General features: G+C 65.5%; 23 protein-coding genes and 3 tRNA genes. 10 read left to right on the top strand and 16 right to left on the bottom strand.

From position 1 onward, the window contains the following. Nucleotides 1–66 precede the first annotated feature (66 nt). Together JIM95_RS09390 and JIM95_RS09385 are read left to right on the top strand one after the other, a co-directional pair. Nucleotides 67–1,038 (top strand): DUF3515 domain-containing protein, encoded by a 972-nt coding sequence (locus JIM95_RS09390; protein WP_200259256.1) that lies wholly within the window; start codon nucleotides 67–69, stop codon nucleotides 1,036–1,038. A gap of 49 nt (nucleotides 1,039–1,087) precedes the next feature. Beyond that, the gene (locus JIM95_RS09385; RefSeq protein ID WP_200259253.1) at nucleotides 1,088–2,068 is read left to right on the top strand and encodes a hypothetical protein; all 981 of its coding nucleotides are present in this window, start codon (nucleotides 1,088–1,090) and stop codon (nucleotides 2,066–2,068) included. A 9-nt stretch (nucleotides 2,069–2,077) separates the two neighbouring features. Here JIM95_RS09385 and JIM95_RS09380 read toward each other — a convergent pair whose 3' ends face one another. Beyond that, nucleotides 2,078–3,166 carry a D-alanine--D-alanine ligase family protein gene (locus tag JIM95_RS09380; RefSeq protein WP_248702960.1) on the bottom strand — a complete coding sequence of 363 codons (1,089 nt, stop codon included), beginning with the start codon at nucleotides 3,164–3,166 and terminating at the stop codon, nucleotides 2,078–2,080. A gap of 81 nt (nucleotides 3,167–3,247) precedes the next feature. Further along, nucleotides 3,248–4,246 (bottom strand): NAD(P)H-dependent glycerol-3-phosphate dehydrogenase, encoded by a 999-nt coding sequence (locus tag JIM95_RS09375; RefSeq protein WP_200259247.1) that lies wholly within the window; start codon nucleotides 4,244–4,246, stop codon nucleotides 3,248–3,250. A gap of 1,495 nt (nucleotides 4,247–5,741) precedes the next feature. Here JIM95_RS09375 and JIM95_RS09370 point away from each other — a divergent pair. Both JIM95_RS09370 and JIM95_RS09365 read left to right on the top strand, forming a co-directional pair. Continuing rightward, on the top strand, nucleotides 5,742–7,001 hold the full coding sequence (locus JIM95_RS09370; protein WP_200259244.1) for a sporulation-delaying protein SdpB family protein: 1,260 nt from the start codon (nucleotides 5,742–5,744) through the stop codon (nucleotides 6,999–7,001). A gap of 677 nt (nucleotides 7,002–7,678) precedes the next feature. Beyond that, on the top strand, nucleotides 7,679–8,680 hold the full coding sequence (locus JIM95_RS09365; protein ID WP_200259239.1) for an NUDIX hydrolase: 1,002 nt from the start codon (nucleotides 7,679–7,681) through the stop codon (nucleotides 8,678–8,680). Nucleotides 8,681–8,738: 58 nt separating this feature from the next. On the opposite strand, the gene leuD is transcribed toward JIM95_RS09365, so the two are convergent. Further along, the gene (gene leuD, locus JIM95_RS09360) at nucleotides 8,739–9,332 is read right to left on the bottom strand and encodes a 3-isopropylmalate dehydratase small subunit (protein ID WP_200259236.1); all 594 of its coding nucleotides are present in this window, start codon (nucleotides 9,330–9,332) and stop codon (nucleotides 8,739–8,741) included. Nucleotides 9,333–9,352: 20 nt separating this feature from the next. After that, nucleotides 9,353–10,837, bottom strand: a complete 1,485-nt coding sequence (leuC, locus tag JIM95_RS09355) for a 3-isopropylmalate dehydratase large subunit (RefSeq protein ID WP_200259233.1) — start codon at nucleotides 10,835–10,837, stop codon at nucleotides 9,353–9,355. 109 nt (nucleotides 10,838–10,946) lie between these two features. Here leuC and JIM95_RS09350 point away from each other — a divergent pair, with 109 nt between their 5' ends. Next, entirely contained in the window at nucleotides 10,947–11,669 is a 723-nt protein-coding gene (locus JIM95_RS09350) for an IclR family transcriptional regulator (RefSeq protein WP_200259230.1), read from the top strand. A 126-nt stretch (nucleotides 11,670–11,795) separates the two neighbouring features. Here the strand turns inward: JIM95_RS09350 and JIM95_RS09345 are convergent, their stop codons facing one another. After that, the gene (locus tag JIM95_RS09345; RefSeq protein WP_248702957.1) at nucleotides 11,796–14,084 is read right to left on the bottom strand and encodes an LPXTG cell wall anchor domain-containing protein; all 2,289 of its coding nucleotides are present in this window, start codon (nucleotides 14,082–14,084) and stop codon (nucleotides 11,796–11,798) included. Between the two features lie 444 nt (nucleotides 14,085–14,528). Then, a tRNA-Glu gene (locus JIM95_RS09340) sits at nucleotides 14,529–14,601 on the bottom strand. 222 nt (nucleotides 14,602–14,823) lie between these two features. On the opposite strand from JIM95_RS09340, the gene JIM95_RS09335 reads away from it, so the two are divergent. From JIM95_RS09335 to JIM95_RS09320, 4 genes are all read left to right on the top strand, one after another. Next, complete coding sequence (locus JIM95_RS09335) at nucleotides 14,824–15,834, top strand: ATP-binding cassette domain-containing protein (RefSeq protein ID WP_200259224.1); 1,011 nt, start codon at nucleotides 14,824–14,826, stop codon at nucleotides 15,832–15,834. Beyond that, on the top strand, nucleotides 15,831–16,583 hold the full coding sequence (locus tag JIM95_RS09330; RefSeq protein WP_200259208.1) for an ABC transporter permease: 753 nt from the start codon (nucleotides 15,831–15,833) through the stop codon (nucleotides 16,581–16,583). The genes JIM95_RS09335 and JIM95_RS09330 overlap by 4 nt, the downstream gene beginning before the upstream one ends. Continuing rightward, nucleotides 16,580–17,344 (top strand): ABC transporter permease, encoded by a 765-nt coding sequence (locus tag JIM95_RS09325; protein WP_200259200.1) that lies wholly within the window; start codon nucleotides 16,580–16,582, stop codon nucleotides 17,342–17,344. The genes JIM95_RS09330 and JIM95_RS09325 overlap by 4 nt, the downstream gene beginning before the upstream one ends. A gap of 75 nt (nucleotides 17,345–17,419) precedes the next feature. Then, nucleotides 17,420–17,959, top strand: coding sequence for a hypothetical protein (locus JIM95_RS09320; protein WP_200259197.1), 540 nt, complete (start codon nucleotides 17,420–17,422; stop codon nucleotides 17,957–17,959). 10 nt (nucleotides 17,960–17,969) lie between these two features. Here the strand turns inward: JIM95_RS09320 and JIM95_RS09315 are convergent, their stop codons facing one another. The 7 genes from JIM95_RS09315 to gltX all read right to left on the bottom strand — a co-directional run bounded on the left by JIM95_RS09315 (nucleotide 17,970) and on the right by gltX (nucleotide 23,041). After that, nucleotides 17,970–18,509: a VanZ family protein gene (locus JIM95_RS09315; protein ID WP_200259194.1), complete on the bottom strand. Its 540-nt coding sequence runs from the start codon at nucleotides 18,507–18,509 to the stop codon at nucleotides 17,970–17,972. Nucleotides 18,510–18,679: 170 nt separating this feature from the next. Continuing rightward, nucleotides 18,680–19,456 carry a histidine phosphatase family protein gene (locus JIM95_RS09310; RefSeq protein ID WP_200259191.1) on the bottom strand — a complete coding sequence of 259 codons (777 nt, stop codon included), beginning with the start codon at nucleotides 19,454–19,456 and terminating at the stop codon, nucleotides 18,680–18,682. Between the two features lie 397 nt (nucleotides 19,457–19,853). Then, a complete protein-coding gene (locus JIM95_RS11515) occupies nucleotides 19,854–20,522 on the bottom strand; it encodes an MFS transporter (protein ID WP_200259188.1) in 669 nt (222 codons plus the stop codon). A gap of 35 nt (nucleotides 20,523–20,557) precedes the next feature. Then, nucleotides 20,558–20,989 (bottom strand): hypothetical protein, encoded by a 432-nt coding sequence (locus JIM95_RS09300; protein WP_200259185.1) that lies wholly within the window; start codon nucleotides 20,987–20,989, stop codon nucleotides 20,558–20,560. A gap of 251 nt (nucleotides 20,990–21,240) precedes the next feature. Next, a tRNA-Glu gene (locus JIM95_RS09295) sits at nucleotides 21,241–21,313 on the bottom strand. Between the two features lie 26 nt (nucleotides 21,314–21,339). Next, nucleotides 21,340–21,411, bottom strand: a tRNA-Gln gene (locus JIM95_RS09290). Nucleotides 21,412–21,556: 145 nt separating this feature from the next. Further along, entirely contained in the window at nucleotides 21,557–23,041 is a 1,485-nt protein-coding gene (gene gltX / locus JIM95_RS09285) for a glutamate--tRNA ligase (RefSeq protein WP_200259182.1), read from the bottom strand. A 53-nt stretch (nucleotides 23,042–23,094) separates the two neighbouring features. Between gltX and JIM95_RS09280 the strand changes: the two genes are divergently transcribed. After that, nucleotides 23,095–24,216, top strand: coding sequence for an isochorismate synthase (locus tag JIM95_RS09280; RefSeq protein WP_200259155.1), 1,122 nt, complete (start codon nucleotides 23,095–23,097; stop codon nucleotides 24,214–24,216). Here the strand turns inward: JIM95_RS09280 and JIM95_RS09275 are convergent. The 3 genes from JIM95_RS09275 to JIM95_RS09265 form a co-directional block, all read right to left on the bottom strand. Beyond that, nucleotides 24,209–24,805, bottom strand: a complete 597-nt coding sequence (locus JIM95_RS09275; RefSeq protein WP_200259139.1) for a class I SAM-dependent methyltransferase — start codon at nucleotides 24,803–24,805, stop codon at nucleotides 24,209–24,211. The two genes, JIM95_RS09280 and JIM95_RS09275, sit on opposite strands and share 8 nt — an antisense overlap. A 13-nt stretch (nucleotides 24,806–24,818) precedes the next feature. Beyond that, nucleotides 24,819–25,223, bottom strand: coding sequence for a hypothetical protein (locus tag JIM95_RS09270; RefSeq protein WP_200259136.1), 405 nt, complete (start codon nucleotides 25,221–25,223; stop codon nucleotides 24,819–24,821). Between the two features lie 71 nt (nucleotides 25,224–25,294). Beyond that, nucleotides 25,295–26,092: a fumarylacetoacetate hydrolase family protein gene (locus tag JIM95_RS09265; protein ID WP_200259133.1), complete on the bottom strand. Its 798-nt coding sequence runs from the start codon at nucleotides 26,090–26,092 to the stop codon at nucleotides 25,295–25,297. Nucleotides 26,093–26,121: the final 29 nt, after the last annotated feature.

Here is a 26,121-nt window from a genome sequence, read left to right as displayed (position 1 = left end):
TCACTCATTTTCGGTGGTGAGGTACTGGCAGATGTGCACATTACCCGGCGACTAGGATGGGATGCCATGAACAGCGAGCAGTCCACCCCGTTCAACCGCGTTCCGTTGTACATCGCCCTCGGGCTCTCCGTGGCGCTGGTGATCGCGACCCTCATCGGGGCGAAGATCGTCTACCGGAAGGCCGCGCTGCAACCGGTGTCCATGTCCACGATCGATTCACCGGATGCGGACTCGACGGAGTGTTCGCGGTTCCTGGACGCGCTTCCCGGAGAGCTCTCCGGGCATCCCCGGGCGGAGCTCGCGGATCCGGCCCCGGCGGGTGCGGCGGCCTGGCGGTCGAACTCCGTCAGCCGGATCACCCTGCGGTGCGGTGTCTCGCTGCCGCTGCAGTTCACGACGCTGTCCGACACGACCGATGTCAACGGGACGGACTGGGTCCGGGTGGATGACGCGACCACAGGGTCCAGCCTGCGGACGTGGTTCGCCGTGAACCGGACCCCGGTCGTCGCCGTGACGGCTGATGACCGTGCCCTCGACGACGGCGAATCCCCGGTGGAGGAACTGTCCGCGGCACTCGGAACCCTCGACCGCACCGACCCAGCCCCCGCCCCTGCCCCGCTCTCCGAACTCGGGCCGGGATCCTCCGATGAGGGCTGCGACAAGCTGCTCCCCTCGCTGCCGGAGAAGCTCGGCGGGGCAGTCGGCTACACCCGTGTCGACGGTGACCGGATCAACGCCGCAGGTCTGCCCGCCGGTTCGGCGGCCTGGACCGCACCGGGCGCGGAACCCGTGGTCCTGCGGTGCGGGGTCGCCGATGCGCCGTCCTATGAACCGGGTGTTCAGGTGCAGCAGGTCAACGACATCACCTGGTACCACGACACCACACTCGCCAACGGCACCACGGCCGGGACCTGGTATGCGCTGGGACGTACCGCGAATGTCGCGGTCTCGATGCCTCAGGCCGCCGGCAGCACGGCCATCGTCGGGCTCGGTGACGCGATCTCCCGGAACATCCCGGCACTTCCGGGGTCCCGGTAGCCTCGGTCCGTCCCGCTTCACCCGCCCCAGTCGTCCCAGGAAGGACCCCATGACCATTCTCCACAGCGGGAGACCGGATCTGCCCGGTTTCGGCCGTGTCTCCGGGGTGTACTCGGACGCCGACTGGTGTCGGTTCGTCGACTCGGGCGAGCCCACCGTGGACCCCGCGTACCTCTCCGACGGCGACGGCGCCTTCCTCATCGCGCACCACTGCCCCACGAATCCTCCTCCGCACTATCCCGGTGGTCTGGTCCTCGGCGGTCTCGCCGGACGGAACTCACGCCTCCTCCTCGAGGACGGCGCCCCGGAGTCCCGGCTGCCCGCCCTGGTCGACGCGGCGGTGGATCTCTTTCCGTCCTCCCGGGGTGCCTGGGCGTGGCCGTTTCTCAGCGGCGACGACTCCAGACGTCTGATCCGGGCGTTCGGGTTCAGTGCCTCCCACCTCCGGCTCGCCGGCGCGGACTGCACGGTGGATGTCCCCGCGGGCGGAATCGAGGCACACATCGGATCCCTCCAGTCCCGCGAGCGTCGCGAGGATGTCCGCGCCGAACTCGGCGCCTTCGCCCGGGGGCCGGTGCGGATCTCGGCTGCCGCGGCCACGGCGGCCGACTGCCCCTCCCCCGACATGCTGGGTCCCCTGCTCGGAACCGTCGAGCGGGCTCACGGGCGACCTGTCAGCGATGATCGGGCGATCGACCTCCTGGAGCACCGGAACCGCTTCCTGGCCGACGCATCGACCGTGTTCACCGCCACGGACATCTCCGGTGGGATGGTCGGATTCAGTGTGCTCCGGCGGGTCGGCGACGAGGCCACCGTCGATGTCGTCGGCCTGCGGGATCTGTCCCGGGAGGCCGTGGCGGGGCCGCTCTACGCGCATCTCGCCCTGTGGGAACCGCTGGCGTGGTGCGCCGCACCCGATCGCGGCGTCGTGACGCTGCACCTCGGGATGCAGGCGTTCGAGGCGAAGACCCGACGGGGTGCCGCGATGCGGTCCCTGTGGACCGTCACCGCGCCCCCGCGCACGGACTAGCCGCGACCGTCAGCGCAGCGCGCGGGCGACGAGAATGTCCAGCAGCTCGCCGTAGGCGACGCCGGACGCGGCCAGCACCTGCGGGTACATGGAGATCGGGGTGAAACCGGGAAGCGTGTTCACCTCGTTGATCACCGGGCCGTCCGGGGTGGCGAAGAAATCGACCCGGGCGAGTCCGTCGGCGTTCACGGCGCGGAACGCGGCGACGGCCATCCGACGGATCTCCCCGGTCGTCGCCTCGTCGAGAGGGGCCGGGATCTGCGGGGTGACCGCGTCATCGAGGTACTTCGTGTCGAAGCCGTAGAATCCCTCGTCCCCTGAATCGGTGCCCTGGAGCTGCGCCGGGACCGAGGCGAACAGCCGCCCGTCCGGGTACTGCAGGACGCCGACCTCGACCTCGGGGCCGGTGATCTGGGATTCGACGATGACCTTGTCGTCCTCGGAGAACGCGGTGTCGAGGGCGGCCGCGAAGTCCGACCAGTCGGCCACCCGGGACACCCCGATCGAGGATCCGCCCTGCGCGGGTTTCACGAAGACGGGGAGACCCAGGCGTTCACGCTCGGCGGAGTCGAGGTCCCGGCGCTCCCGGAGGATGATCTCCGGGGCGACCGCGAGACCCGCCGCCGCGAGCAGCTTCTTCGTGTACTCCTTGTCCATGCAGCAGGCCGAGGCCAGCACACCGCACCCCACGTACGGGACCCCGGAGAGCTCGAACATCCCCTGGACGGTGCCGTCCTCGCCGAAGCGGCCGTGCAGTGCGGGGAAAATCACGTCCACCTCGGCGTGCACCTGCCCGGCACGGTCCCCGTCCAGGACGATCAGCCTTCCCCGGGAGTCCGGGTCGAGGGAGAGCTGGAGGCGCTCACGGAGCCGCACCTCCGGGAGGGTGCGTCCGGAAATGGTGAGCGCCCGCGGATCGGGTTCGCCGACGGTCCACACCCCCTCGCGGGTTATCCCGACCGGCACGATCTCGTAGCGTTCGGGGTCGAGGTGGGACATGATGGCGCCGCCGGTCACACACGACACGGAGTGCTCGGAGCTGCGGCCCCCGTAGACGACCGCGACGCGGATGCGGCGGTCGGCTACGGGGTTGCCCACTGCGGGGGCGGTACTGGGTTCAACGGGTGAAGTCACGACCGTCATCGTACCGAGCGTCGCTCCGCGGTGTACCGTTCCGCCCTATTCCGCCTTCTTCGAGCGCCCCATGAGCGCCCGGATCATCGTGTCCACGTCCATCCCTCCGTGACACACACCGACGACGGCCTGGGTGATCGGCATCTCGACGCCGTGTTCCCGGGCGAGCTGCCAGACGGACTGGGAGGAGATGACGCCCTCGGCGACCTGTCCGTGGGTCGCCCGGGCCGCGTCCTCGAGGGAATCCCCGCGGCCGAGGCACTTTCCGAAGGACCGGTTCCTGGACAGCGGCGAGGAGCAGGTCGCGATGAGGTCGCCGATGCCGGCGAGCCCCGCGAAGGTGCGGGCGTCGGCCCCGAGGGCCTCCCCGAGCCGGGAGATCTCCGCCAGACCCCGGGTCATCAGCGACGCCAGGGAGTTCTCCCCCAGCCCCTTGCCGGTCGCCATACCGCAGGCCAGTGCGATGACGTTCTTGCACGCTCCGCCGATCTCACAGCCGATGACGTCGTCGTTGGTGTACGGACGGAAGTACGGTGCCGCGAGTGCCGCCTGGACCGCCTTCGCCCGCTTTTCGTCGGTGCAGGCGATGACCGTCGCCGCGGGTTGTTCGAGGGCGATCTCGCGGGCGAGGTTCGGGCCGGACAGGACGGCGATCCGGTCCGGATCGACCCCGGCGACCTCTGCGATCACCTCCGTCATCCGGAGATGGGTGCCCCGCTCGATGCCCTTCGCAAGGCTCAGGAGGGTGGCATCCTCCGGGATGAGCTCCCGCCACTCGGACAGGTTCTCCCGGAGTGTCTGGCTCGGGACCGCGAGGACCACGATGTCGGCGTCCTGGAGTGCCCTGGCGGGCTCCGAGGTCGCCCAGATCTCCCTCGGGAGGACGAGTCCGGGGAGGTAGTCGGTGTTCTCGCGACTGATCTGGATGGTGCGGGCCACCTCTGCGCGCCGAGCCCAGAGCGTCACCGCGCTGCCGGCGTCGGCGAACACCTTGGCGAGGGTGGTACCCCAGGAACCGGCTCCCATGACTGCGACTCTGACCATTCTCGTTCTCCTCGTCCTCGGTGTCCGGTGCGGCGGAACCCGCCGCCGGCTGTTCCCAGACAACACTCACACGATTCTAACGCGTACGGTCGGGTCGCCACCGTGGGAACAACCGGGAGTCCTTCTGCGGACGACGCGTGCATTTCGCGCTGTGGCAGGGACCTGCCCAGCGTAAGTCATATGACCTGCTTCATATTGACAGTGTAATCGGTGGAGACGGATTTCATCGGACCGGATCAGACACATCAAGAGGGTGACGGGGGACCGAAAATTCGTACCATGAGCCCGTACGTGGGACAGGTACCGCACCACCAATCGTTGCAGCTGGTCCCGGTTTCACGGGAAATCAATCACCATAAATTGAGCCGTGTCAGAACTCAGATCCGAACAACGAAGAAACGAAGAGCCTCAGCCTCTCTGAACCATCAACATCCCGGTTCGGTCCGAGAACCCTCCGGCCCGAGGATGGAACCCGAAGAAAACCCGTGTGCCCCGGGACCATTTCAGCGGAACGTACTCCAGGATCAACCGTCGCAATCAACCGTCTCACCCGCCCGATTCTCCTGGCCCCACCGACTGCAGGCACTGACCGGCCGGAAGATCTGCAGGCACCATCGACAACCCCACAGAACAAGCAGAACACGTCCTCGACGGGACACCTCCTCGGCGCACAGCGCCCGGAGGAGCGGCTGAGCCCATCGAATTCCTCCACACCGCTCGGGAGGTGGCCGAGTTGACCATTTTCAGCTTCGGCGGACTGGCTGAGATGAATCCTGATCTTGCCCGCCCGGTACGGACGAACAATGCTCAACGGGTTGACCCGACCGAGAATCAAGTAACATTTCTGTACGAAAATCTGCCCGAGAACTGTCCGGGTCACCATGACATAGTTTCGCTCCCGATACCGCGCAGCAAGCCGAACCGTACACAACGAACAATTCTGGCCACCACATCGGGCTTCGCGCGATCGGGTGGGAATACAGCCACTCATCAGAGGAAGGAACTACGCACCGTACGGTTGGCGTGTCACCAACGACAGTACCAGAGTCAATGGCGCCGCCGTTTTTGAATGCGGCGTCACATGCACATGCAGCTGCAGCGACTGAGGTAGCCAACGTTTTCCACGTCGTGCCCGGAGTGGTCAGGTACCAGTTCCCCGTGACGGCGACTCCCTCCGAAGCCTGATGTGAACCCCTCAAAACCGGCGGTCAAATTATTCTGGCACATCTGGAAATCACCGTACTCAAGGTCCTGAAGTACTAGACTTGACCGGAGGATCCTGAATGAAGGATGGAGAGACCGGGTTGATGATCTCTCGCCGTACCCCAAAGACGCGCTCCCAACAACTCCCGGAGAAGTAGGCAACATGTCATCACCTCAAACAATATCTCGAGACGGGATAAGCAACTTCATTCCCATCACCCCTGGTCGTTTCGATCATTGATGGAAGATGAATACAGAATCGATAAAGCCACAAAGGCAAGGGTTACCTTTGATGAGTGATCAGGATGCGCCAATGGTCAAAGTGGAATCTGTGACCAGGCTCGAAGCGATAGTCGGATCTGCGAATATTCAATCCAGGTTCATTTCAATTGGCAGAACCATCATTGCTGTCACACAATTGAGCTTCATTCTCTTCACCTCGCACGAGGCACGGTTCACGGAGGTTGGTCCGCAACCATTCGGCCCTCACTGTCAAAATTGGAGTCAGGCCGGTTTGTACTGCGTGGTCGGCAGGGAGAATTTGGGCCTTGCTGACGTGATGATCGTGTTTGGGCTGCTCCTGGTCATAAGCGGTTTCTATCCGCGGTGGACCGGATTTTTACATCTCTACATCACCTACACGATATCGACTGCAGTTACGCTCCCGGACGGTGGAGAATCTGTGGCTCTCATTTTCGTCGGCCTTCTTGCGGTTGTGAGTTTGAGTGACAACAGGCGCAATTGCTACCTCGCAAACCTCGACATGGACCGCATTCCGGCCACCTTACAGGGAATCAGCCGGGCCGCTATAATTTTCGGGCGAGTTCTGTTATGTTTCCTTTACTCCGGTGCTGCGCTTGTCAAGCTCGGTGTCGCCGACTGGAAAAATGAAAATGCACTCTACCATGCCGCGAATAATACTACATTTGGCAACTGGTACCAGCTTCTCGGAACATCCGGAATTTCCGAGCATGGCTGGCTTTCAGCAGTGGATTCCTGGGTGCCTGTAGTACTGGCATTTTTAATCTCGATCAACGCTATCGGCACCGCTTATATGCGGCGATTCGCATTCACCTTAGTTGTTGTGCTGCATTGCGGAAATGTCCTTGGTACAGGCCTTGTCAGTTTCGACCTGATCATGATCGGCTGCTTCCTGAGTGTAATTACACCGCCCAATCGCTACACACATGTCTCGATTCTCTCCACACCGACAGATTCCGCCGCCCTGGATGATTTCGTGGCGGTCAGGGCGGACATCCGTCCGAACCCCTTCATTTCCCTTTTCGGATTCCACCAGGCGTTCACTCGCCCCGTGGTGTGCTGCGGTGGGGTAGCCACGCAGGGTCGTTGGGGAGGTGATCTGGCTCTGGTGAAGATCGGCGAACCAGTAGTCGTACGGATGCGTTACAAGCTGACGGACAAACTACTGTGCCACAGTACAGAGGTACTGGTTCACGACAAGAGCGATACAATTCGTGCACGTCTGGGCCCACTGAACGGGTCCCCGTTCAAAGTTGAGGTCATCTCCGGTGCTCGCCCGGATCCCGGGTAGTTTCAACCTGCCCATTGCCCGGCGGGAGACCGCTGCAGCAGGCGCTTCGCCGCATGGTTGAACTCGGAAGCCTCATTCTCGGTTCCAGGGAATCGGAGGATGGAGTCGTCATTCGAACAGCGGAGGGACGGAAGGAGTCCTCTTGATTGTTAAATCCCCCGTGTTTTCTCAAGCTGACTGCTTTCGTCGGTGTCCTCCCGGTGGATGGAGGACCGTAGTCTCGAGTAGTCCCGACTCTACGGTGGATGAAGGTACATCTGCAGTTCCACCTGCTACGTAGAGCGGGGATTCTCGTTTCCTGATTGCCCCAGGTGCGCACGAAAAGACCGGGGCCATCGCTGAACCGCTCCCCCGGGTCGGCGCGATTCCGGGGGAACGGGACAGGCGCTGTGCCGGAAAGCGGCCCATCGACCGGGAACCCACCGGGACCGGGTGCACGCGAAACGGGCCCTGAGGACGACAGACAGGCTGGTCCCGGCGGGTTCACCGGTACTTTCTCGCTACAGGAGGGAAACGCCTGTGGTGGTGGTTACCGGGTGGGTTCCGCCCTTCTGCGTGCCGTTTTTTGTTCCGGTACACCCCGTTACACCACCCCGGTTTCGCCCACACGACACTCCGGGATGGACAATGATGGGAACAGCACCCCCGTAGAACCAGCCAAGGAGAGTGGAAGCCAGATGGCAAAGAAGTCGAGCGAGTCCGACAAGGACCGCAGCAATGCGCTGAACGTCACGGGGCGTTACCAGTCGATTCCGGCCCGCCCCGCCGACGAGTTCCGGCGGTGCACTCTCGGGGCCGGCGCCGTGCTGTGGCGCGGGGAGCTGACCGAACCGGAGAGCGTCGAGGTCGCGGTCATCCACCGCCCCCGCTACGACGACTGGTCCCTGGCCAAGGGAAAGGTGGATCCCGGCGAGTCCCTGCCGCAGACGGCAACCAGGGAGATCCTCGAGGAGACCGGATACGAGGTACGTCTGGGCAAGCTCCTCGGACGGGTCACGTATCCGGTGGCCGACCGCACCAAGGTCGTCTACTACTTCACCGGGAAGGTCATGGGCGGCGAGTTCGCGGCCAACGATGAGGTGGATGAGATCCGGTGGCTGACGATCCCGCAGGCCCGTGAGCTGCTGAGCTACGACGTCGACCGGCAGGTGCTCGACAAGGCGGCCAAGCGACTGGCGGTTCCGGTGGACACGCGGCTGCTGCTGGTCCGGCACGCGCACGCCTTCGCGCGCCGGACCTGGTCCGGCAACGATGACGTCCGGCCCCTGGACAAGAAGGGCCGCCGCCAGGCGACGGCGCTGACGGAACTGCTCGCCCCCTACCGGCCCGACCGCATCTACTCTGCCAAGCCGGACCGCTGCGTCGCCACCGCCGAGCCTCTGGCGGCGCATCTGGGCCTCGACATCGAGTCCGACGTCCTCCTGGGTGATGAGGGTTGGACCACCGCGATGAAGAACTCGAAGAAGCGCTTCCGGGAGATCATCTCCGGCGGCGGAACCCCCGTGGTGATCTCACAGGGGCTGACGATCCCCGATGTCATCGCCTGGTTGTCCGCCGAGGGACGCCTTCCACTGGCCGAGCCGGACGCGAAGAAGGCGTCGGTGTGGGTGCTGACCTTCACCACGGACGGCGAACTCACCGGCGCGGACTACCTGGTCAGCCCACTGCCCGTGAAATAGCCCGCCCTGTCACCCGGGATGCTCCGCGCCGGCGGTGGGCCGCCGATGGGGCTCGAGATCACGCCCGGCGGGTCACCGGCTTGAAAGGCGGCAGCGCGGCCTCGAAACGGCTGATCGCCGGCTCGTCCCGCAGGGTCAGTCCGATGTCGTCCAGGCCCTCGAGCAACCGCCAGCGGGTGTAGTCGTCGACTGTGAAGGGCAGGACATGGGACCCGGCTGTCACGGTGCGTTCGACGAGATCCACGGTGAGCTCCATTCCGGGATCTGAGTCCATCAGTTTCCACAGCAGATCGATGTCGGTCTGTTCCATCTGCGCGGCGAGCAACCCGGACTTGCCGGCGTTGCCCCGGAAGATGTCGGCGAAGCGCGAGGAGAAAACGACCCGGAACCCGTAGTCGATGAGCGCCCACACGGCGTGCTCGCGGGAGGAACCGGTCCCGAAATCGGAACCGGCGACGAGGATGGAACCGTTTCGGAACGCGTCCTGGTTCAGGACGAACTCGGGGTCCCTGCGCCAGCCCTCGAACAGCGCGTCCTCGAACCCTGTGCGGGTGACCCGCTTCAGGTAGACCGCGGGCAGGATCTGGTCGGTGTCGACGTTCGAGCGTTTCAGCGGGACGCCGACGCCGGTGAATTCGGTGAATTTCTCCATGATTTCCTCTCCTGCGTCGGTCAGGCGCTCGCGAGAGCGGGTACCGGGTCAAGATCGGAGGGGGCGGCGAGATGTCCGAGTACCGCCGTCGCCGCGGCCACCTGTGGTGACACGAGGTGGGTGCGGCCACCGGGACCCTGGCGCCCCTCGAAGTTGCGGTTGGAGGTCGAAGCCGCCCGTTCACCCGGTTCCAGCTTGTCCGGATTCATCGCAAGACACATGGAACAGCCGGGTTGCCGCCAGTCGGCACCCGCCGCACGGATGATCGAATCCAGCCCCTCGGCCTCCGCCTGGGCACGGACCACGGCGGAGCCGGGTACGACGAGCATCCGGAGTCCGTCGGCGACGCGGCGGCCCTCGAGGACCGCGGCGACAGCGCGGATGTCCTCGATCCTGCCGTTCGTGCAGGACCCGACGAACACGGTGTCGACGGCGATCTCCCGCAGGGGTGTGCCGGGAACGAGGCCCATGTAGGACAACGCCTTCTCCGCTGCGATCCGTTCGGTCTCGTCGGCGAAGTCGTCCGGGTACGGCACACTGCCGTCGAGCGGCAGACCCTGGCCAGGGTTCGTGCCCCAGGTGACGTACGGGGTGAGCGAGGAGCCGTCGATCTCGACGACGGTGTCGAATTCGGCGCCGTCATCGGTGCGGAGACTGCGCCAGTACTCGACGGCGGCGTCCCAGTCCGCACCGGTCGGGGCATGCCGCCGGCCCTTCAGGTACTCGAAGGTGACGTCGTCGGGCGCGATCATGCCGGCTCGGGCACCGGCCTCGATGGACATGTTGCACACCGTCATGCGGGCCTCCATCGAGAGCTTCCCGATGGCTTCACCGCGGTACTCGATGATGTGGCCCTGCCCGCCCCCGGTACCGATCCGGGCGATGATCGCGAGGATCAGGTCCTTCGCGGTCACATCCTCGCGCAGCGTCCCGGAGACGTTGACGGCCATGGTCTTGAATGGCCGCAGCGAGAGCGTCTGGGTCGCCATCACGTGCTCGACCTCCGAGGTCCCGATACCGAAGGCGATGGCTCCGAATGCGCCGTGCGTCGCGGTGTGGCTGTCACCGCAGACGACCGTCATTCCCGGCTGAGTGAGACCGAGCTGTGGACCGGCGACGTGGACGATGCCCTGTTCGGCGGTTCCCATCGGGAAGATCGGGACGTCGAACTCCTCGCAGTTCCTCCGGAGGGTGTCCACCTGGGTCCGGGAGATGAGGTCCTCGATCTCGATGACCGCGCCGGTGGTGATCCCGGAGGTGGGGACATTGTGGTCCTCGGTGGCCAGGGTGAGATCCGGCCTACGGAGCCGACGTCCGGCGAGCCTGAGCCCGTCGAACGCCTGCGGGGACGTCACCTCGTGCAGCAGATGCAGGTCGATGTAGACCAGGTCGGGGTCGTTGCCGTCGCCTTTCGCGACGATGTGGTCCGCCCAGACCTTCTCCGCGAGGGTGCGGGGTCCGTCTGCTGCGACACCGGTGGCGGCAACATCGTTCGGACCGCTCATGTCGGAGCACCTCCATATTCGTATATCCGGATCAACTGCGGGATCGCGCGGTTGTGGGTGCCACGCAACACCCTCGCTTTCCCACAACATGAGATGTTAATATCAGAATATGGGACAGTATAACTCACCGGACGCCAGCGAAGGAAGCGGGATCAAGGTCCTCGACCGTGCCGTGCTCATCCTCTCCACGGTCGCCGAACAACCCCGCTCACTGGCGGAACTCTGTGAGTCAACCGGACTCCCCCGGGCCACCGCGCACCGACTCGCCACCGCACTCGAGGTACACAACATGCTGAACCGCACCGGTGACGGCAGATGGTGCATCGGGAGGACACTCACCACACTCGGGGCGAACGCCTCCGACAAGCTCATCGACGCCGCCCGCCCCGTGATGAGCTCGCTCATGGAGACCACGGGCGAATCCGTGCAGCTCTACCGGCTGACGGGAACGACCCGCACCTGCATCGCATCCCTCGAGCCACCGTCGGGCCTGCAGAACACCGTCCCCGTCGGATCCCGCATGTCCCTCACCGCCGGATCCGCGGCACGGGTGTTCATGGCCTACGCTTCCCCACAGCTCCGGGGGGTGATCCTGCCTGACGCCGCATTCACCACCGACGATCTCGAGCGGGTCCGCCGCCTCGGCTACGCGGAATCCGTCAGCGAGCGAGAGATGGGCCTGGCTTCCCTCAGTGCACCGGTGTTCGAGGACGCCGCCATGGTCGCCGCCCTGTCGATCTCGGGGCCGGCGGAGAGACTGCGCCCCCACCCGGGGCAGAAGTGGGGCGTCGAGCTCAGCAGTGCAGCGCGGGAGCTGTCCGCACAGCTGTAGCTGACATGGAGCCCCGGTCGCCCGACGGACCGGACCTCACGGGCCCCGACAGACGGGAACCGGGGCCCGTGAGCGCTGATCACCGGTGGGTGATCAGCACCGGACCCCGGCACCGACCTGAGAGAATCAGCTCCTGCGCCTCCGCATGAAGACCAGGAGTGCACCGATCACGAGAGCCAGCAGGCCTGCGGCGAGAAAACCGGCCACATCGGCACCCGTCTGGGCGAGAAGCCCGGACTTTTCTCCACCTTCAGGTGCCTGATCGGTCAACGGCGCAGCGGGCGCCGGTGCGGCCTCCGGCGAGACGGGGGAATCGGCGGCAGGACCCGACGAGCCAGGAGCGGAGCTACCCGACGAACCCAGCAGGGAGCTTCCGAGAGCCGCCCCCAACAGGGCTCCACCGGACAACAGTGCACCATCGGTGGACCCCTGACGGATGACGAACAGCGGGTCGCGGGCCTCCATCAGCACGTTGGTGAACTTCCCGTGGGAGGTCAACGCGGCCATGTCCGCGTGGTAGTTTCCGAGCCGTTCGATCATCGACACGCAGTTGACGACCTGTCCCGGGGCGACGGTCAGTTCCGCCGGGAACTCGAACTTGGCCTTGTTGACTCCGTCCTCGGTGAACCGCGAACCGTCGACGGTGAATTCCGCACCATCGAGGTAGCTGGCCTGACCCGACGCGGCCTTGTCCACGGTGCAGGTCAGCGGCTCGTCAATCACCGCTGTGTCCTTGTCCGCGGTCTGCACGACCGTGTCATCGACGGTGAAGTCGATGTTCGAATCCACCAGTTCCAGCATCGTCAGGGACTCGCCCGACAGATCCGGGACACTGACACGGTAGCGGACCTCGACAGCGTCCCCGGCGACGTGCACCGGATCGGAGCCCTTCTGGCCGTCGCCCTCCGGCAGCGATTCCACGAACTTCTTCACGCTGACGCCCGCGCGGGCGTCAGCGATCGCGATGGAGTTCCGCCTGTCCCCCGGCCCCAGCTCGTAGACGAACTGATCACCGTACGGGAAAGGCGCACCCGAGCTGTCGACTGCCCGGACGCCCCACACACCGTCCTTGTCCGGAGTGAACTCATAGGTCGCCGGATTCAACCCGTACCCCACGGGCGCGACGATCTCCCTGACGCTGAACTTCTTGATCGGTTCCCCGGTCGTCGGGTCCACCGCAGAATCTCCACGCAGAAGGATGTCCCTGGTGATGCCCGAACCGTCGGTTTCGAACTCGATCTCGTATCCCTCTTCACAGTCGAAGTCCTCGCCGGAGTTCTCCCGGCTGCAGTAGTCGACCTCCCAGATGGATCCCGGAAGAACAGCACCGGTGTCCCACGAGGTCTTGTAGATCGCGGGGATGCCACCGAGGAAGGCCTCGTCCTCCTCGTACCGGGAACCCGGCTCCGCTGCCCCGAACTGTGCCTTGTTTCCGGTGTTCGGGCAGCTCATCGGGATCGCCCACACCCGGTGATCCGGCGTCCTGTCGTACTCGTAGACTCCGTCACCCTCGATATGCGTCACGACCTTGCCGTCGGTTCCGGTCACCTCCCACTCGACCGATTCCGGCCTGAGAACACACCCCGGTGCCGGGAGGCGGTTCTCGAGCTTCATGTGACGGTAGGGAGCAGCCGTATGTTCAATTTCCCTTATGAGCGGACTCTCGTCCGGGTTGAGGGGGTACTCCATCCGGTAGTTGTCGAGAGACTCGCAGGAGACATCGGTAGCACCCGAAGGGCTTCCACAGGATTCGCCACCCCAGAAGGACCCGGCCAACGGCTGGCCGGTGACATCGTCCACGACCACGAAACGCGGGAGCGAGAAACCGTCATAGGACAGTTCACCACCGTCGCCCGGAACGGAGGGCACCGGACTGCAGGAGGAACGGTATTCGACGATGTTTCCCTCCGACACGTACACACCTTCAGGTCCGGACACGATCCGCCAGTCCGTCGCGGAGGTCGGCTCCAGAACGATGGGGGTTTCAGTCGCCGTACATCCCGGTGCGGGGAGGTCCTCCGTCAGGATCAGCTGCTTCGTCGCCTCCCCCTTCTCCTCGTCCCAGCCCTGTCCGAACCAAACCTCAGTTTCGAGGGTCTTTCCGGAATCGGAGATGTAGAAGCCGCCCTCATCAGTTATCTCGCCGCCCGGAAGCTCCCTGAAACTGACGTTGAATTTGGCACCGGCCCTGGCCTGACCGGTGGTGCTGTCGACGACCCGGAATTTCGGCGGGGTCTGTGTCGTACTCGCCGAGTCCGCCCGCCTCTCCGACTGATCCTCCGACGGCCGCTCAGCGGTTGTCTCGGTTGTCTCGACCCCGGGGGACGGGACCTCGTCTTCGGCGGCGGCCGGGGACACCATGGATCCGGCCAACACCATCATCACACTGACCGGAATCATCCAGCGTTTCTGCATAGTTCTCCTCAATAAGAGCGGGCCCCGAGACCACAACCGCCTTCGCCGGGGAACACGTCGGCCCTCCGGGAAAGTTCTGCGTCCAGGGGTTGAAATCACCGTGATTTACGGTGCAACCGACTTAGACGATAGCAGGAAAAGAGATGGGCGCATCATGAGAGGATGAGACTAAACCCAGGTCACACCCGCATTCCCACCCCCACCCGGGTGCGGTTCCCGCACCCGGTTTCACGCGGATAAGTCTGGCCGGGTTCCCGGCCGCAACCCCGCGGCAGGTCCACGACCGGGATGATCCACCCCAATTCCGGAGGCCGATCCGCCTTCCGTGGAGCGCCCCACCCAGCGCCGTCCCATACCCCCGGTGCGGTCCACCGCCCGACCGCGGGAGCACGGGACACACGAAAAGGCCGGGCGCAGATAGTTCCGCACCCGGCCTTTCACTCGTACCCCGTACGGGATTTGAACCCGTGTTACCGCCGTGAGAGGGCGGCGTCCTAGGCCCCTAGACGAACGGGGCATGCCTTGTGGACTCGCACTACTCTATGCGACCACCCAATGAGTGACAAATCGCCTGCACAGGGGACATTTTCCGTGGCACGTGAAGGCGCGCGCATCCCGGCGAATCGCCACCGTCACCGCCGTCCGGGAGACCGCCGGCAGCACTTCTTTTGCACAACGTCGACGTCATTGCTAAATTGTGTTCATCATTCCGTTAGGGTCGACTCACACAAGGAGCCCGATGACCGTCTCCGCCCACACATCCCCGCCATCGACCATTCTCGACGTCCGCGATCTGCACTGCGACCGCGGTGGAACCGAGATTCTCAAGGGGGTCGATCTGGCCATCCCCGCCGGTGGAATCCTCGCGGTACTCGGTGCCAACGGCGCCGGAAAGACCACCCTCATCAACGTCCTGAGCACACTCATCCCCTTCAGTTCCGGTTCGGTGAGCGTCGCCGGCCACGACCTGGGGTCCGATCCGACCGGGGTCCGTAACTCGATCTCCCTCACCGGTCAGTTCGCCGCGGTTGACCAGGAGCTGACCGGGACGGAGAACCTCGTGTTCTTCGGGCGACTCGCCGGTCTGTCCCGCAGTGCGGCCCACGACCGTGCAGCGGAACTGCTGACGGAGTTCGACCTCGGTGACGCGGCGGACAAACGCCTGTCGGACTACTCGGGCGGAATGCGGCGTCGACTCGACATCGCCGCATCACTCGTCGTTCCTCCCGCCCTCCTGTTCCTCGACGAGCCCTCGACCGGGCTCGACCCGGAGTCACGGGAGGCGCTGTGGACACAGATCCTCGATCTTCGGAATCAGGGGATGTCGATCCTGCTGACCACCCAGTACCTCGAGGAAGCGGACCAACTGGCGGACCGGGTCGCCGTACTCCGGGACGGCCGGATCATCGCCGTGGACACACCGCAGAACCTCAAGTCCGCGTACGGCCGCCACCGGTGCTCGGTCTCTTTCCCGGACCACGCCTCGGCCGTGACAGCCGGGCAAATACTCACGGAGCGCGGGTACACCTCCCGGAAAAACGATCTCGTGGTGGGCGACACCGGTGTCGTCGAGCTTCTCGTCCGTTCCGGTTTCACCGAGCTCAACCCTCTCCTGCAGGCGATCGACTCGGCGGGGCTCACGATCACCGACGTCGGGATGACACCGCCTTCCCTCGACGACGTCTACTTCGCCCTCGCCCGCTCCGGGGCGCAGACCCCGCAGGGGCCGGCCGGGGGCGGTGACCGGTGAATACACTCACGGCACTGTGGATCCGGGGCATCCTGCGCTTTCTGCGGAACCGCGCGGCGATGATCTCGGCGCTGTTCATCCCCGGCATCTTTCTCGTCTGCTTCTACAGTGTCTTCTCCGACGCAACGGCCATCTTCGGAATCGAGTACGCGACCTTCCTCTATCCGGCGGCGATGATGCAGGTGATCGTGTTCGCCTCCGGCGGCTCAGCCCTCGACGTGGCACTCGACCGGGAGAACGGAATCCACTCACGTCTGGCGACGATGGCGGTCAGCCCGATCCAGATCGTCACGGGACGACTACTGACCGATGTCACCCGCGTCACCATCTCCGGGGGCGTGTCCACCGTCATCGCGGTTCTCCTCGGGGCACGCATCGACGAAGGAGCATGGCGGATCGTGGCGGTGTCCGCGGTCTTCCTCCTGCTCACCCTCACGTTCTGTGCGGGCTTCTGCGGGTTGAGTCTGCTCGGCCGGAAGCCGACGTCCACGGCGCTGCTGATCCAGGCCCTGGTCATGCCCTTCATCCTCTTCTCCACGGCCTTCATTCCCGCCGAGGCGATGTCCTCCACCGTCCGACCGATCATCACCCACATGCCCTTGTCACCGATACTCGACACCGTCCGCGCCCTCATGACCGGTGCCGAGCTGGACCGGGGGACCACCATCGAAGCCGGGGTCTGGCTGATCATCCTCACGGCTGTCGCGGTCGTCGGTTTCTCCGCCGCATTCTCCAGGGAGCACAAGTGACCCAGTCCATCCTCTCCCCCGCCGCCACACACGCCCGACGACTCTTCCTCGGTTGGCGCCGTAACCCGTCCGCGGTCGTCAACACTCTCGGGCCCCCTGTCCTGATGACGCTGATCACCCGTGCGATGTTCGGTGATCTCATCCGCGCCGTCCACCCGGACGGTGAACTCGACCTCCTGCCGCTGACCGTCATGTTGATCTTCGCGGTGGAGTTCATGCTCGCGATCTCCACGTCCGCGGAGATGATCCGGGAAAAGCGCCTCGGCCTGACCGCACGGTTCGCCACCACCCCGTCCGGGATCCGCTCGTACATCGCCGGAAACCTGCTCTTCATCCTGTTCCGGATGATCCTCGGCGGCCTACTCGTCGTCGCGGTCGCCGTCCCCTGTGGACTTCGGATACACACGATCACAGCCGGGGTGTGGCTGGCGGCGTTCATCGCCCTCGCCGGACTCACGGCCGGAGCACTGTCCGTACTGATCGGATCCGCATTCCAGACCCCGGAATCAGCGATGGTGATCGCACCGTTGGTGATGATCCTCCAGTTCTTCAACGAGGGTCTGATGCCCGCGGACAGGTTCGTCGCCGCTGTCCGGCCCCTGGCGGTGAATTCCCCGGTGAGCCATGCGGTCCGCACGGCGACCGGGCTGAACGACGGTACCGGTGTCGGGGACTCGCTCACCTTCAGTTTCCTCTGGTTCGGCGGACTTCTTCTGGTGTTCTCCTGGGGGGCGCTGCGGGCATCCAGGCGAAGTCTCTGACAGCAGATCCCCCCTGAATATGGTGGGGGGGAGCTGCCTCCCCCCCCAACCGACCGCGCCGGTAGCCTCGGCACCATGTCTACCTACTTCTTCGACCAGTTCCTCTGGATCACGTTCATCTTCGCGGCCGTCCCGTCGGCCGTGTGGGCCGCGATTCTCGCGGTCCTCGCCTGGCGGTTCCCCGATGACCGTTCCGCGTCCGGACCGGGGCTGTGGCTGACCGGGCTCATCGGGTTCGTCTTCGGCGTTCTGGCGGCCATCGGCTGGTTGAGCTGGTCGGCGGACAGCCGCGGACAATTCGTGGCGCCGGGATTCCCGCCGCCGGATGACTTCCCTTCCTGGCAGATCGCGGCCTGCGCCCTCACGGTCGGTGTTCTCTGGTTTTTGGCGGCCCGATTGTCCTCGTGGCGGAAGCTCGGCGGGTTCAGCGCCGCAATCGGGGTGACCTCGGGGCTTGTCACCGCGTTCTGCATCGCGGCCGCGACGGACATTACGGGCCAATCGGGAGTCGGTGCCGTGTTCCTCGGCGCAGGCGCCGGTGTCTCACTGGCGTTCTGCGCCAGCATCCGGGCGACCTTTCTGGGCAGGTCGCGGGATACCTCAGCGCGCCGTTAGATTTGCCGGATCAGCGTAGTTCGACGATCTTCTCCGCGTCGCCGAGCCGGTCCCCGAGCCCCACGAGAACGAGGAACACGGCTCCGAGGAGGAACGACAGGCCGACCCACAATCGGTGGAACCTCGGTCCGCAGAGCCCGGCGAACCATGCGCCGAGAAACGCACCCAGCGTGTTGAACAGGATGTCGGTGACGTCGGAGTGCCCGAGCGCAAAAATGTATTGCAGTATCTCGATGCTCAGGCTCACCGCCGCACCCACGAGAGTCACCCTGCGGAGCGGTTTCGACCCCGATCCGACGATGATGTACAGCAGCACGCCGAGGGGAACGAAGAACGCGACGTTGCCTATTCCGTCGAACAACGGCGCGAACCAGCTCGATCCCCGGAAAGCCTCCGCGAGGGGCACGAGTTCCAGGGACCGGGTGCGTTGATTCTCCGGGCGCCACAGGTGACCGATGACAAAGAATGCCTTGAGCATGGTCAGTGCGATCATCACCCCGCCGTAGACGAACAACGCTCCGAAAGCCGCCTGCCGACGTGCTGCGACCATGTGGCGGTTCCCCTCTTTCGACCCCGGACGGTTGAGGTCCCAGAATACCACCGGGGCTGGTGGGCCAGGCGTCCACGATGGGGAACCGACAGCGAAAGGCCGGTGGGCTCCCCTGGAGGAGAACCCACCGGCCTCAGAAAACCTGCACTACCACATGCGGCGAATCATGATCACATGGCTAGCTTGGGCCACTCTTCAGCGGTGATCCGGGTGACGACCTCGAAGCTGTCGCCCTCGGGCTTCACGATGTAGGTGGTGCCCTGCGGCTCCGGGTAGATACCCGTTGCGGCGTCGAAGACATCGTCATGGCCGACGATGACGTTGTTCATGCCCTCAGCGGGCATGGTCTCGAGCATCGGGGTCATGTTGTCCTTCATGATCTTGAGCTGCTCCGCCGTGTACTCCTCGGCGGGCTGGAAGTTCAGCTTCGAGTTCTTCTCGTAGCGGCCGAATGCGAGTTCAGCGGTGTTGTACGCACGGCAGTACTCGCTGGAGACGACCTCTCCGACCGGGATCTCGAGCTTCTTGAACGCTTCGCCGATCTCCTTGGCCTGCTTCTTGCCGAGGTCATCGAGCTGACGCTGGGTCGAGCAGTCATCGAGCTTCATGTTCGGATCAGCCTGGTCGGCGTAATCCTTGGCGGTGTGGCCGTGGCGGATGAAGATGACATAGCCACCGTCCTTGAGGTCCTTGACGATCTCCTCCGGGGCGACCACGTTCTCGAACTTGGCCTGCTCTTCGGAGTCATTGTCGTCGCTCTCGGCCTTCGTACTGCTCATGGTCGAGGACTCGTCGGAAGCGGTCTCCGACGAGGCGGACGAAGCCGAGCTCATTTCCTCGGTGGTCTCGTCCGCGGAGTCGGAGCTGCAGCCCGACAGTGAGCCGGCAACGACCATGATGCTGGCGGTTGTGACGAGACTGAGTCGACGAATTCTGGAAATCTTCATGCTTTTCTGCTCCTTGATTTGGTGAATGCTCATTTAGCCTAACCTATCCTCTTTGCCTCAGCACAGGTCCAGACGGGAATGGTGGGAGGAAGAACGAAACCGGACTCTCCGAAACGGGAGATTTTCCATCGGTCCACACAATCGGAGGAAGGGCGGGAAAGCACCGCTACTCAGCTGTTATGCTACGTTTTCTCAGCCCATCGCAAACCCGGATCACGGCCTGTCGGTACTATACATGTGATATGCATCACCTTTTCTCGTCGATGTCTCATCCCTCACCATTCGATCCGTCATCCGGTTCCCGAAAACGCGGGAAATACACCCCGTCCGGCGGGCCGGCGTCAGCGACCTACGCGAAGCGCCGACACAGCGAACCACCCGAGGAATCCGACGACGATCACGAGCACCGCCGCCGCCAGCACCGGCATCCCCGACATCGCCGCCACCGGTCCGGACACGGGCCCACCGAACTCGGCCGCGCGACGTTCATGGTGAGGTCGCTGCGCCCCTGCGCCCGGACACGCATCCCGGCGGGGACGACATCGACGAGGAGCGCGGAGGATCCGACGAGCACAGCCGACCAGCCGAGCCCGAGCAGGGTGAGCGCGATGACCACCATGACGGTCTCGCCGTCGCCGATGATGAGCAGTACGCAGCAACCGGTGATCATGGCGTAGCCGGCCACCACGGTGGGGAGTCTGCCGAAGCGGTCCGCGGTGAAGCCGAGCAGTGGCGCCAGGGCGTACATGCCTGCGACATGGAGGCTGGTCGTCACTCCGATCAGGGTGAGAGCCACACCGTGTTCGTGCATGTGGACCGCGGTGACGACCACCGACAACGGCCCAGGCCCGGATACCCGTGAGGCAGGTGGTTCATGCTCCGGCTGCGGTCGCTGCGTGCCTGCGCCGGAATGGATGAGCACCGGGTCCGGCCGCAGGGCGACCTGAAGTACCGACACGGCGAACAGTCGGGCGGAGATGGTGATCACATGGGCCCCGGAATGCGATGCCAGGGCCAGCGACCACCCCGACATCCCGCTCGGCTCGAAGAGGTTGAGTTCGGTCACCGCACCAACGGTGGTCGCCCAGACCACCAGAGAAATCACGACCCCCGCGTCGCCGCAGAAACGGAGACGTCGGTGGCGGCGAACCGACTCTGCAGGTTCACCGCCGTCACCGAACCGAAGAGAACGAAACCCATGAGCAGTAGCGGCACGGAGATCCTCTGGGCCGCCGGCACCGCGCAACCGGCGCCCGCAGTGCCGATGAGCAGGCCGGTAATCAGGGAGAACCGTCGTCCCCTGGACACCACGAGCCGGCCGAGGGGTACCGCGAAAGCGGCGGCACCCAGGGTGGTGCAGGTCGCCGCGATGCCATCCCATGCCGTGCCCGCCATGCCGGCGGCGAGCAGGCCACCCATCGAGTAGGGGATCCCGCTCGCGAGCCCGGCCGTAACCTGGGCCGTCATCAGTGCGCCGAGAACCCGGCGGCGGTAGCCGGGCGAGAGGCGGTCACCGGGAGAATTCGAAGTCATGATATGAGACTCCCGCATCCCCAGAGCGGTCATCTCCTTCCGGTGACTGAACGTCACGCCCCGGATACGCAGCGAAGCAGCCTGCCATCACCGCTGCCTGAACAACCGGAACCTGCCGCGATGTCCACGCGCCCGCTATGGCGCACGGCCGAGATACCTGCAGGCCCACCACCCCACACCAGCGATCCACGGCATCCGGGAACACGAAAGAACCCCACACCTCGTGAGGTGTGGGGGTCATTTCATTCTTGTACCCCGTACGGGATTTGAACCCGTGCTACCGCCGTGAGAGGGCGGCGTCCTAGGCCGCTAGACGAACGGGGCATAAAGGACGCGGAATTTATCCGCTGCTGGCCTACCAGGACTCGAACCTAGAACGACGGTACCAGAAACCGCTGTGTTGCCAATTACACCATAGGCCATCGTCTCACGCGCAGGCCGTGCGATTCTCACCGCCCCGCCGCGCTGTGCAACGAGGAACACTATAACCTCATTGTCCGATCGCGGACAAATCAGCAGGTGGTCGGCTGTTCCTCCCGGCCGACCACCCGGCACCCCACCCGCGGACTACTGTGCGGCGGGCGCGACGGGAGTGATCGCACGGGCGGCACGCAGCCGCGCCAGGGTGGACGCCTTCCCGAGGAGCTCCATGGACTCGAACAGCGGCGGCGAGACCTGGCGCCCGGACACCGCGACCCGCAGCGGCGTGAACGCCTTGCGCGGTTTGAGTTCGAGCTCCTCGATCAGGGCCTTCTGCAGCGCCTCCTCGATGGCCGGGGTCCGCCAGTCCTCGACGGCGTCGAGTGCACTGATGGCGGCGTCGAGCGGAGCGACCGCGTCGTCCTTGAGGTTCTTCCGGGCGGCCTTCTCGTCCAGCTCGAGGTCGTCGTCGGAGATCACGAGGAACTCGAGCAGCTCCCAGGCGTCGCCGAGGGTCTTGATGCGGGTCTGCACCTGCTCGGCGGCGAAGGCGAACTTGTCCGCCGGGTAGTCTGCCGGGAATCCCTTGTACTCCTCCAGGTAGCTGCGCAGCCGGTCCCGGAAGTCCTCCGGGTCGAGCAGCCGGATGTGGTCGGCGTTGATGGCCTCCAGCTTCTTCTGGTCGAAGCGGGCCGGGTTGGCGAGGACGTCGGTGACGTCGAAGTTGGCGATGAGGTCGTCGATGCCGAAGATGTCCCGGTCCCTGGACAGCGACCAGCCGAGCAGGGCGAGGTAGTTGAGCATCCCCTCGGGGATGATCCCCGCGTCCCGGTGGTTGAAGAGGTTGGACTGCGGATCACGCTTGGACAGCTTCTTGTTGCCCTCCCCCATCACGAAGGGCAGGTGGCCGAACTCGGGCGTCCGTTCCGCGACACCGATGCGCTCGAGGGCGGCGTAGAGGGCGAGCTGACGCGGCGTGGAGGGCAGCAGGTCCTCGCCGCGCAGGACGTGGGTGATCCCCATGAGCGCGTCATCGACGGGGTTGACCAGCGTGTAGAGGGGCGCTCCGTTGGAGCGGGCGACGACGAAGTCCGGCTGAGTCGATCCCTTGAACTCGATCTCGCCGCGGACCAGGTCGTTCCAGGACCAGTCCTGATCGGGCATCCGCAGCCGCCAGACGGGCTTGCGGCCCTCGGCCTCGAACGCGGCGATCTGCTCCCCGGTGAGGTCCCGGTCGTAGTTGTCGTAGCCGAGCTTCGGGTCGCGGCCCGCCGCACGGTGACGCTCCTCGACCTCCTCGGCGGTGGAGTACGCCGGGTAGATCTCACCGGCCTCCTTCAGCTTCTCCAGCACGTCGAGGTAGATGTCCATCCGCTGACTCTGCCGGTAGGGCTCGTGGGGACCGCCGACGACGACCCCCTCGTCCCAACCGAGTCCGAGCCACTCGAGGGAGTCGATGATCGCCTGGTACGACTCCTCCGAGTCGCGGGCGGCATCGGTGTCCTCGATGCGGAAGATCAGTTTTCCGCCGGTGTGTCGGGCGTGCGCCCAGTTGAACAGGGCGGTGCGGACCATACCGACGTGCGGGGTCCCGGTGGGCGATGGGCAGAAGCGAACGCGTACATCAGACATGGTTCCCCATGGTAGTCCAGAGGCGTCCGGGCTCCCCGGTAGACTGTTTCCCCATGCCCAACTCCCGTCCGGTGACCGCCCCAGACTTCCTCCTCTCCCGGGCCCACGGCTCGGTGCGCACCCAGGGCAGCCGCGACACCTTCGACGATCCGTGGGATGCCGTCTCCGCGCTCCGCGCCGGCCGCCACGACATGATCGTCGGTGCCCTCCCCTTCGACCCCGAGGCACCGTGCGCACTGACAGTGCCCGAGTCGACCATCCGCTCGGACTCGCCTCTGGAGCCCCACGCCCACTACCGGTTCGGACCGGGCAGCGAACTGAGCGCCCGGCTGGTCGGGGTCGACCCGGACGAGAGGACGCACCTGTCCCGGGTGTCGGCCGCGGTGCGCACGATCAGCCGCACGCCCCTGCAGAAGGTCGTGCTCGCTCGCGCGGTCGACATCGCCTTCGATCCCCCGGTCGATCCACTCCTGGTGGCGGCCCGGCTCATCGACCACTCAGCGAACCGGGACGGTTTCATCGCCGATCTCTCGCCGGCCGGCGGTCGATTCACCGGCCGGATGCTCGTCGGATCCTCACCGGAGGTGCTCGTCCGCAGGCACGGCTCCACGGTGAGCGCCTATCCCCTGGCGGGATCCGCGGCGCGTCTCGCGGACCGGGACCGCGACAGCCTGGCCGGGCAGCAGCTGCGGTCGTCGAGGAAGGATCTCGAGGAGCACCGTTTCGTGGTGGACGCGATCACCGCGGCGCTGACGCCGCTGTGTTCCTCGCTCTCGGTGCCCGCGCACCCGGAGCTCACCCGGACGAACGAGATGTGGCACCTCGCCACCCCGATCACGGGCGAACTGAAGGATGCCCGCACGACCGCGCTGGAACTTGCGCTCACCGTGCACCCGACGCCGGCGATCTGTGGGACACCGGAAGAGGCCGCGCGTGCGGTCATCGATTCCGCGGAGACGGACCGCGGATTCTATGCCGGTGCCGTCGGGTGGTGTGACTCCACCGGCGACGGTGAGTACATGGTCGCCATCCGGTGCGCGGAGGTCTCCGCCGACGGCGCGACGGCCCGCGCGTGGGCCGGCGGCGGAATCGTCGGTTACTCCGATCCACGGGCGGAACTCGAGGAGACCACGGCCAAGCTGCGGACGGTGCTCCGGGCGCTCGGGATCAGCTGAGGGTCCGCCGTGCCCTGAGCACCTGGTCGGGATTGTCCGTGTGCGCGTGCCCGCCGGGAACGGTGCCGGATTCCTCCACCGTGAAACAGCAGTCCGACAGAAGCTCCGCGATCTCCGGCGGGCGGAGCAGCTCCGACTCCTCTACGCCCAACCGGGCGGCCTGCTTCGAGGCGTCGGTGTGGTGCACGACGATGAGCGTCCCCCCGGGTGCGACGAGCGCGAGGAGATCGTCGAGATCGCCGGTGCCGCGCCGCAGCGGCACGTAGAAGCAGGTCACCAGGTCGAACACCCGGCCGGCCACCGCCCGCATGCCGCCGGTGATCACCTCCACCTCCACTCCGGCGGCCGCCACGGCTCCGGCGGCGCGGCGGGTGGCGGTGGCGACGACGTCGACACCGGTGACCCGCCACCCGTGCTCGGCGAGCCAGACGCAGTCCGCGCCCTCGCCGCAGCCGACGTCGAGCGCCGTCCCCGGGCGCAGCCCGGCGGCGAGATGGGTCAGGGCGTAATTCGGGCGTCCGCTCCAGCGGTGGGCCCGACCGGTGTAGAGGTGTTCCTCACCCGAGTTGGCGTTGGGGTGGTCGGCCATTCGTGGATCCTTCTCAGCTTGCAGCGGGCAGCTTCTTGCGCAGCCGCACGACGGGGATGTACACGGCGATCGCCACCGCGGCGTCGACGACGTTGACGATGAACCGGCTCAGCGCGTCGTCGATGAACCCGGACCAGCTCACCGCGGTGAGCATAAGCATCACGAGGGTCACCAGGACAGGTGTCCGCAGTCCGCGGTGCGGGAAGTGCATCTCGACGCAGATCCCGGAGAACACCGCCGACACGACCGCCAGCACCAGAAACACAAGATGCAGCCCGGAGAACGACGGCGTGCGATCGGGGCTGAAGAAGGGACCGAATGCTCCGGCGTACCAGAAGATCGGGGCGAGGCTGATCACGAGCGCCTGCCAGCCCGACAGCCGGAGGCCCGGGAAGAATCGACGTTGAGTTTCGTTCATGACCGTCAAGAATAACGGGGACGGGAAGACCCCGCCCCCTTCATGAGGGGCGGGGTCGTGCGGACAGTGGGTCAGGCCCGTTCGACGGGGTTTCCGAGTCGGCCGATGCCGGGGATCTCGATCTCGATGAAGTCGCCCGGTTCCATCGGCGCGGTACCGGCCGGGGAACCGGTGCAGATCACGTCGCCGGGCAGCAGCGTGATGGACGCGGTGATGAACTCGATGATCTCACCGATGTTCATGATCATCTGGTTGGAGTTGGAGTCCTGCTTCGTCTCCGTCGAACCGTCACGGGTGAGGTGCGCCTTGATCGGCAGGTTGGTGGTGTCGATGGAATCGAGGTCCGTCTCCATCCAGGGGCCGAGCGGGCAGAAGGTGTCGATGCCCTTGGCACGGGCCCACTGTCCGTCAGCGAACTGGAGGTCGCGGGAGGACACGTCGTTGACGATGGTGAATCCGCGGATCACGGACTTCCAGTCGTCCGCCTTGATGTTCTTGCATGGCTTGCCGACGACGAGAGCCAGCTCGCCCTCGAACTCGACGTTGGTGGCGAACTCCGGGATACGGATGGGAGCACCCGGGCCGATGACGGCGGTGTTCGGCTTGATGAACAGGGTCGGCGGCAGCGATTCCGCGGACTTCTTGAACACCTCAGCGACGTGGTCGGCGTAGTTGCGGCCGATGGCCACGACCTTCGACGGGAGCGAGGGTGCCAGCAGACGGACCTCCTTCAGGGGCCACTGGCGGCCGGTAAAGGAGGGCTCGGTGAATGGGGTGCCCTCGATCTCGCGGCACACCGTTGCATCGCCGTCGCCCTCCACGACCGCGAAGCACAGACCATCAGGGGTGGCAATTCGTCCAAAACGCATGCGGACGATTCTAGCGTCACGGACAACGG

Source organism: Corynebacterium antarcticum (genome assembly GCF_016595285.2).
Lineage (GTDB): Bacteria > Actinomycetota > Actinomycetes > Mycobacteriales > Mycobacteriaceae > Corynebacterium > Corynebacterium antarcticum.
This window is presented reverse-complemented; position numbering and strand designations above follow the sequence as displayed.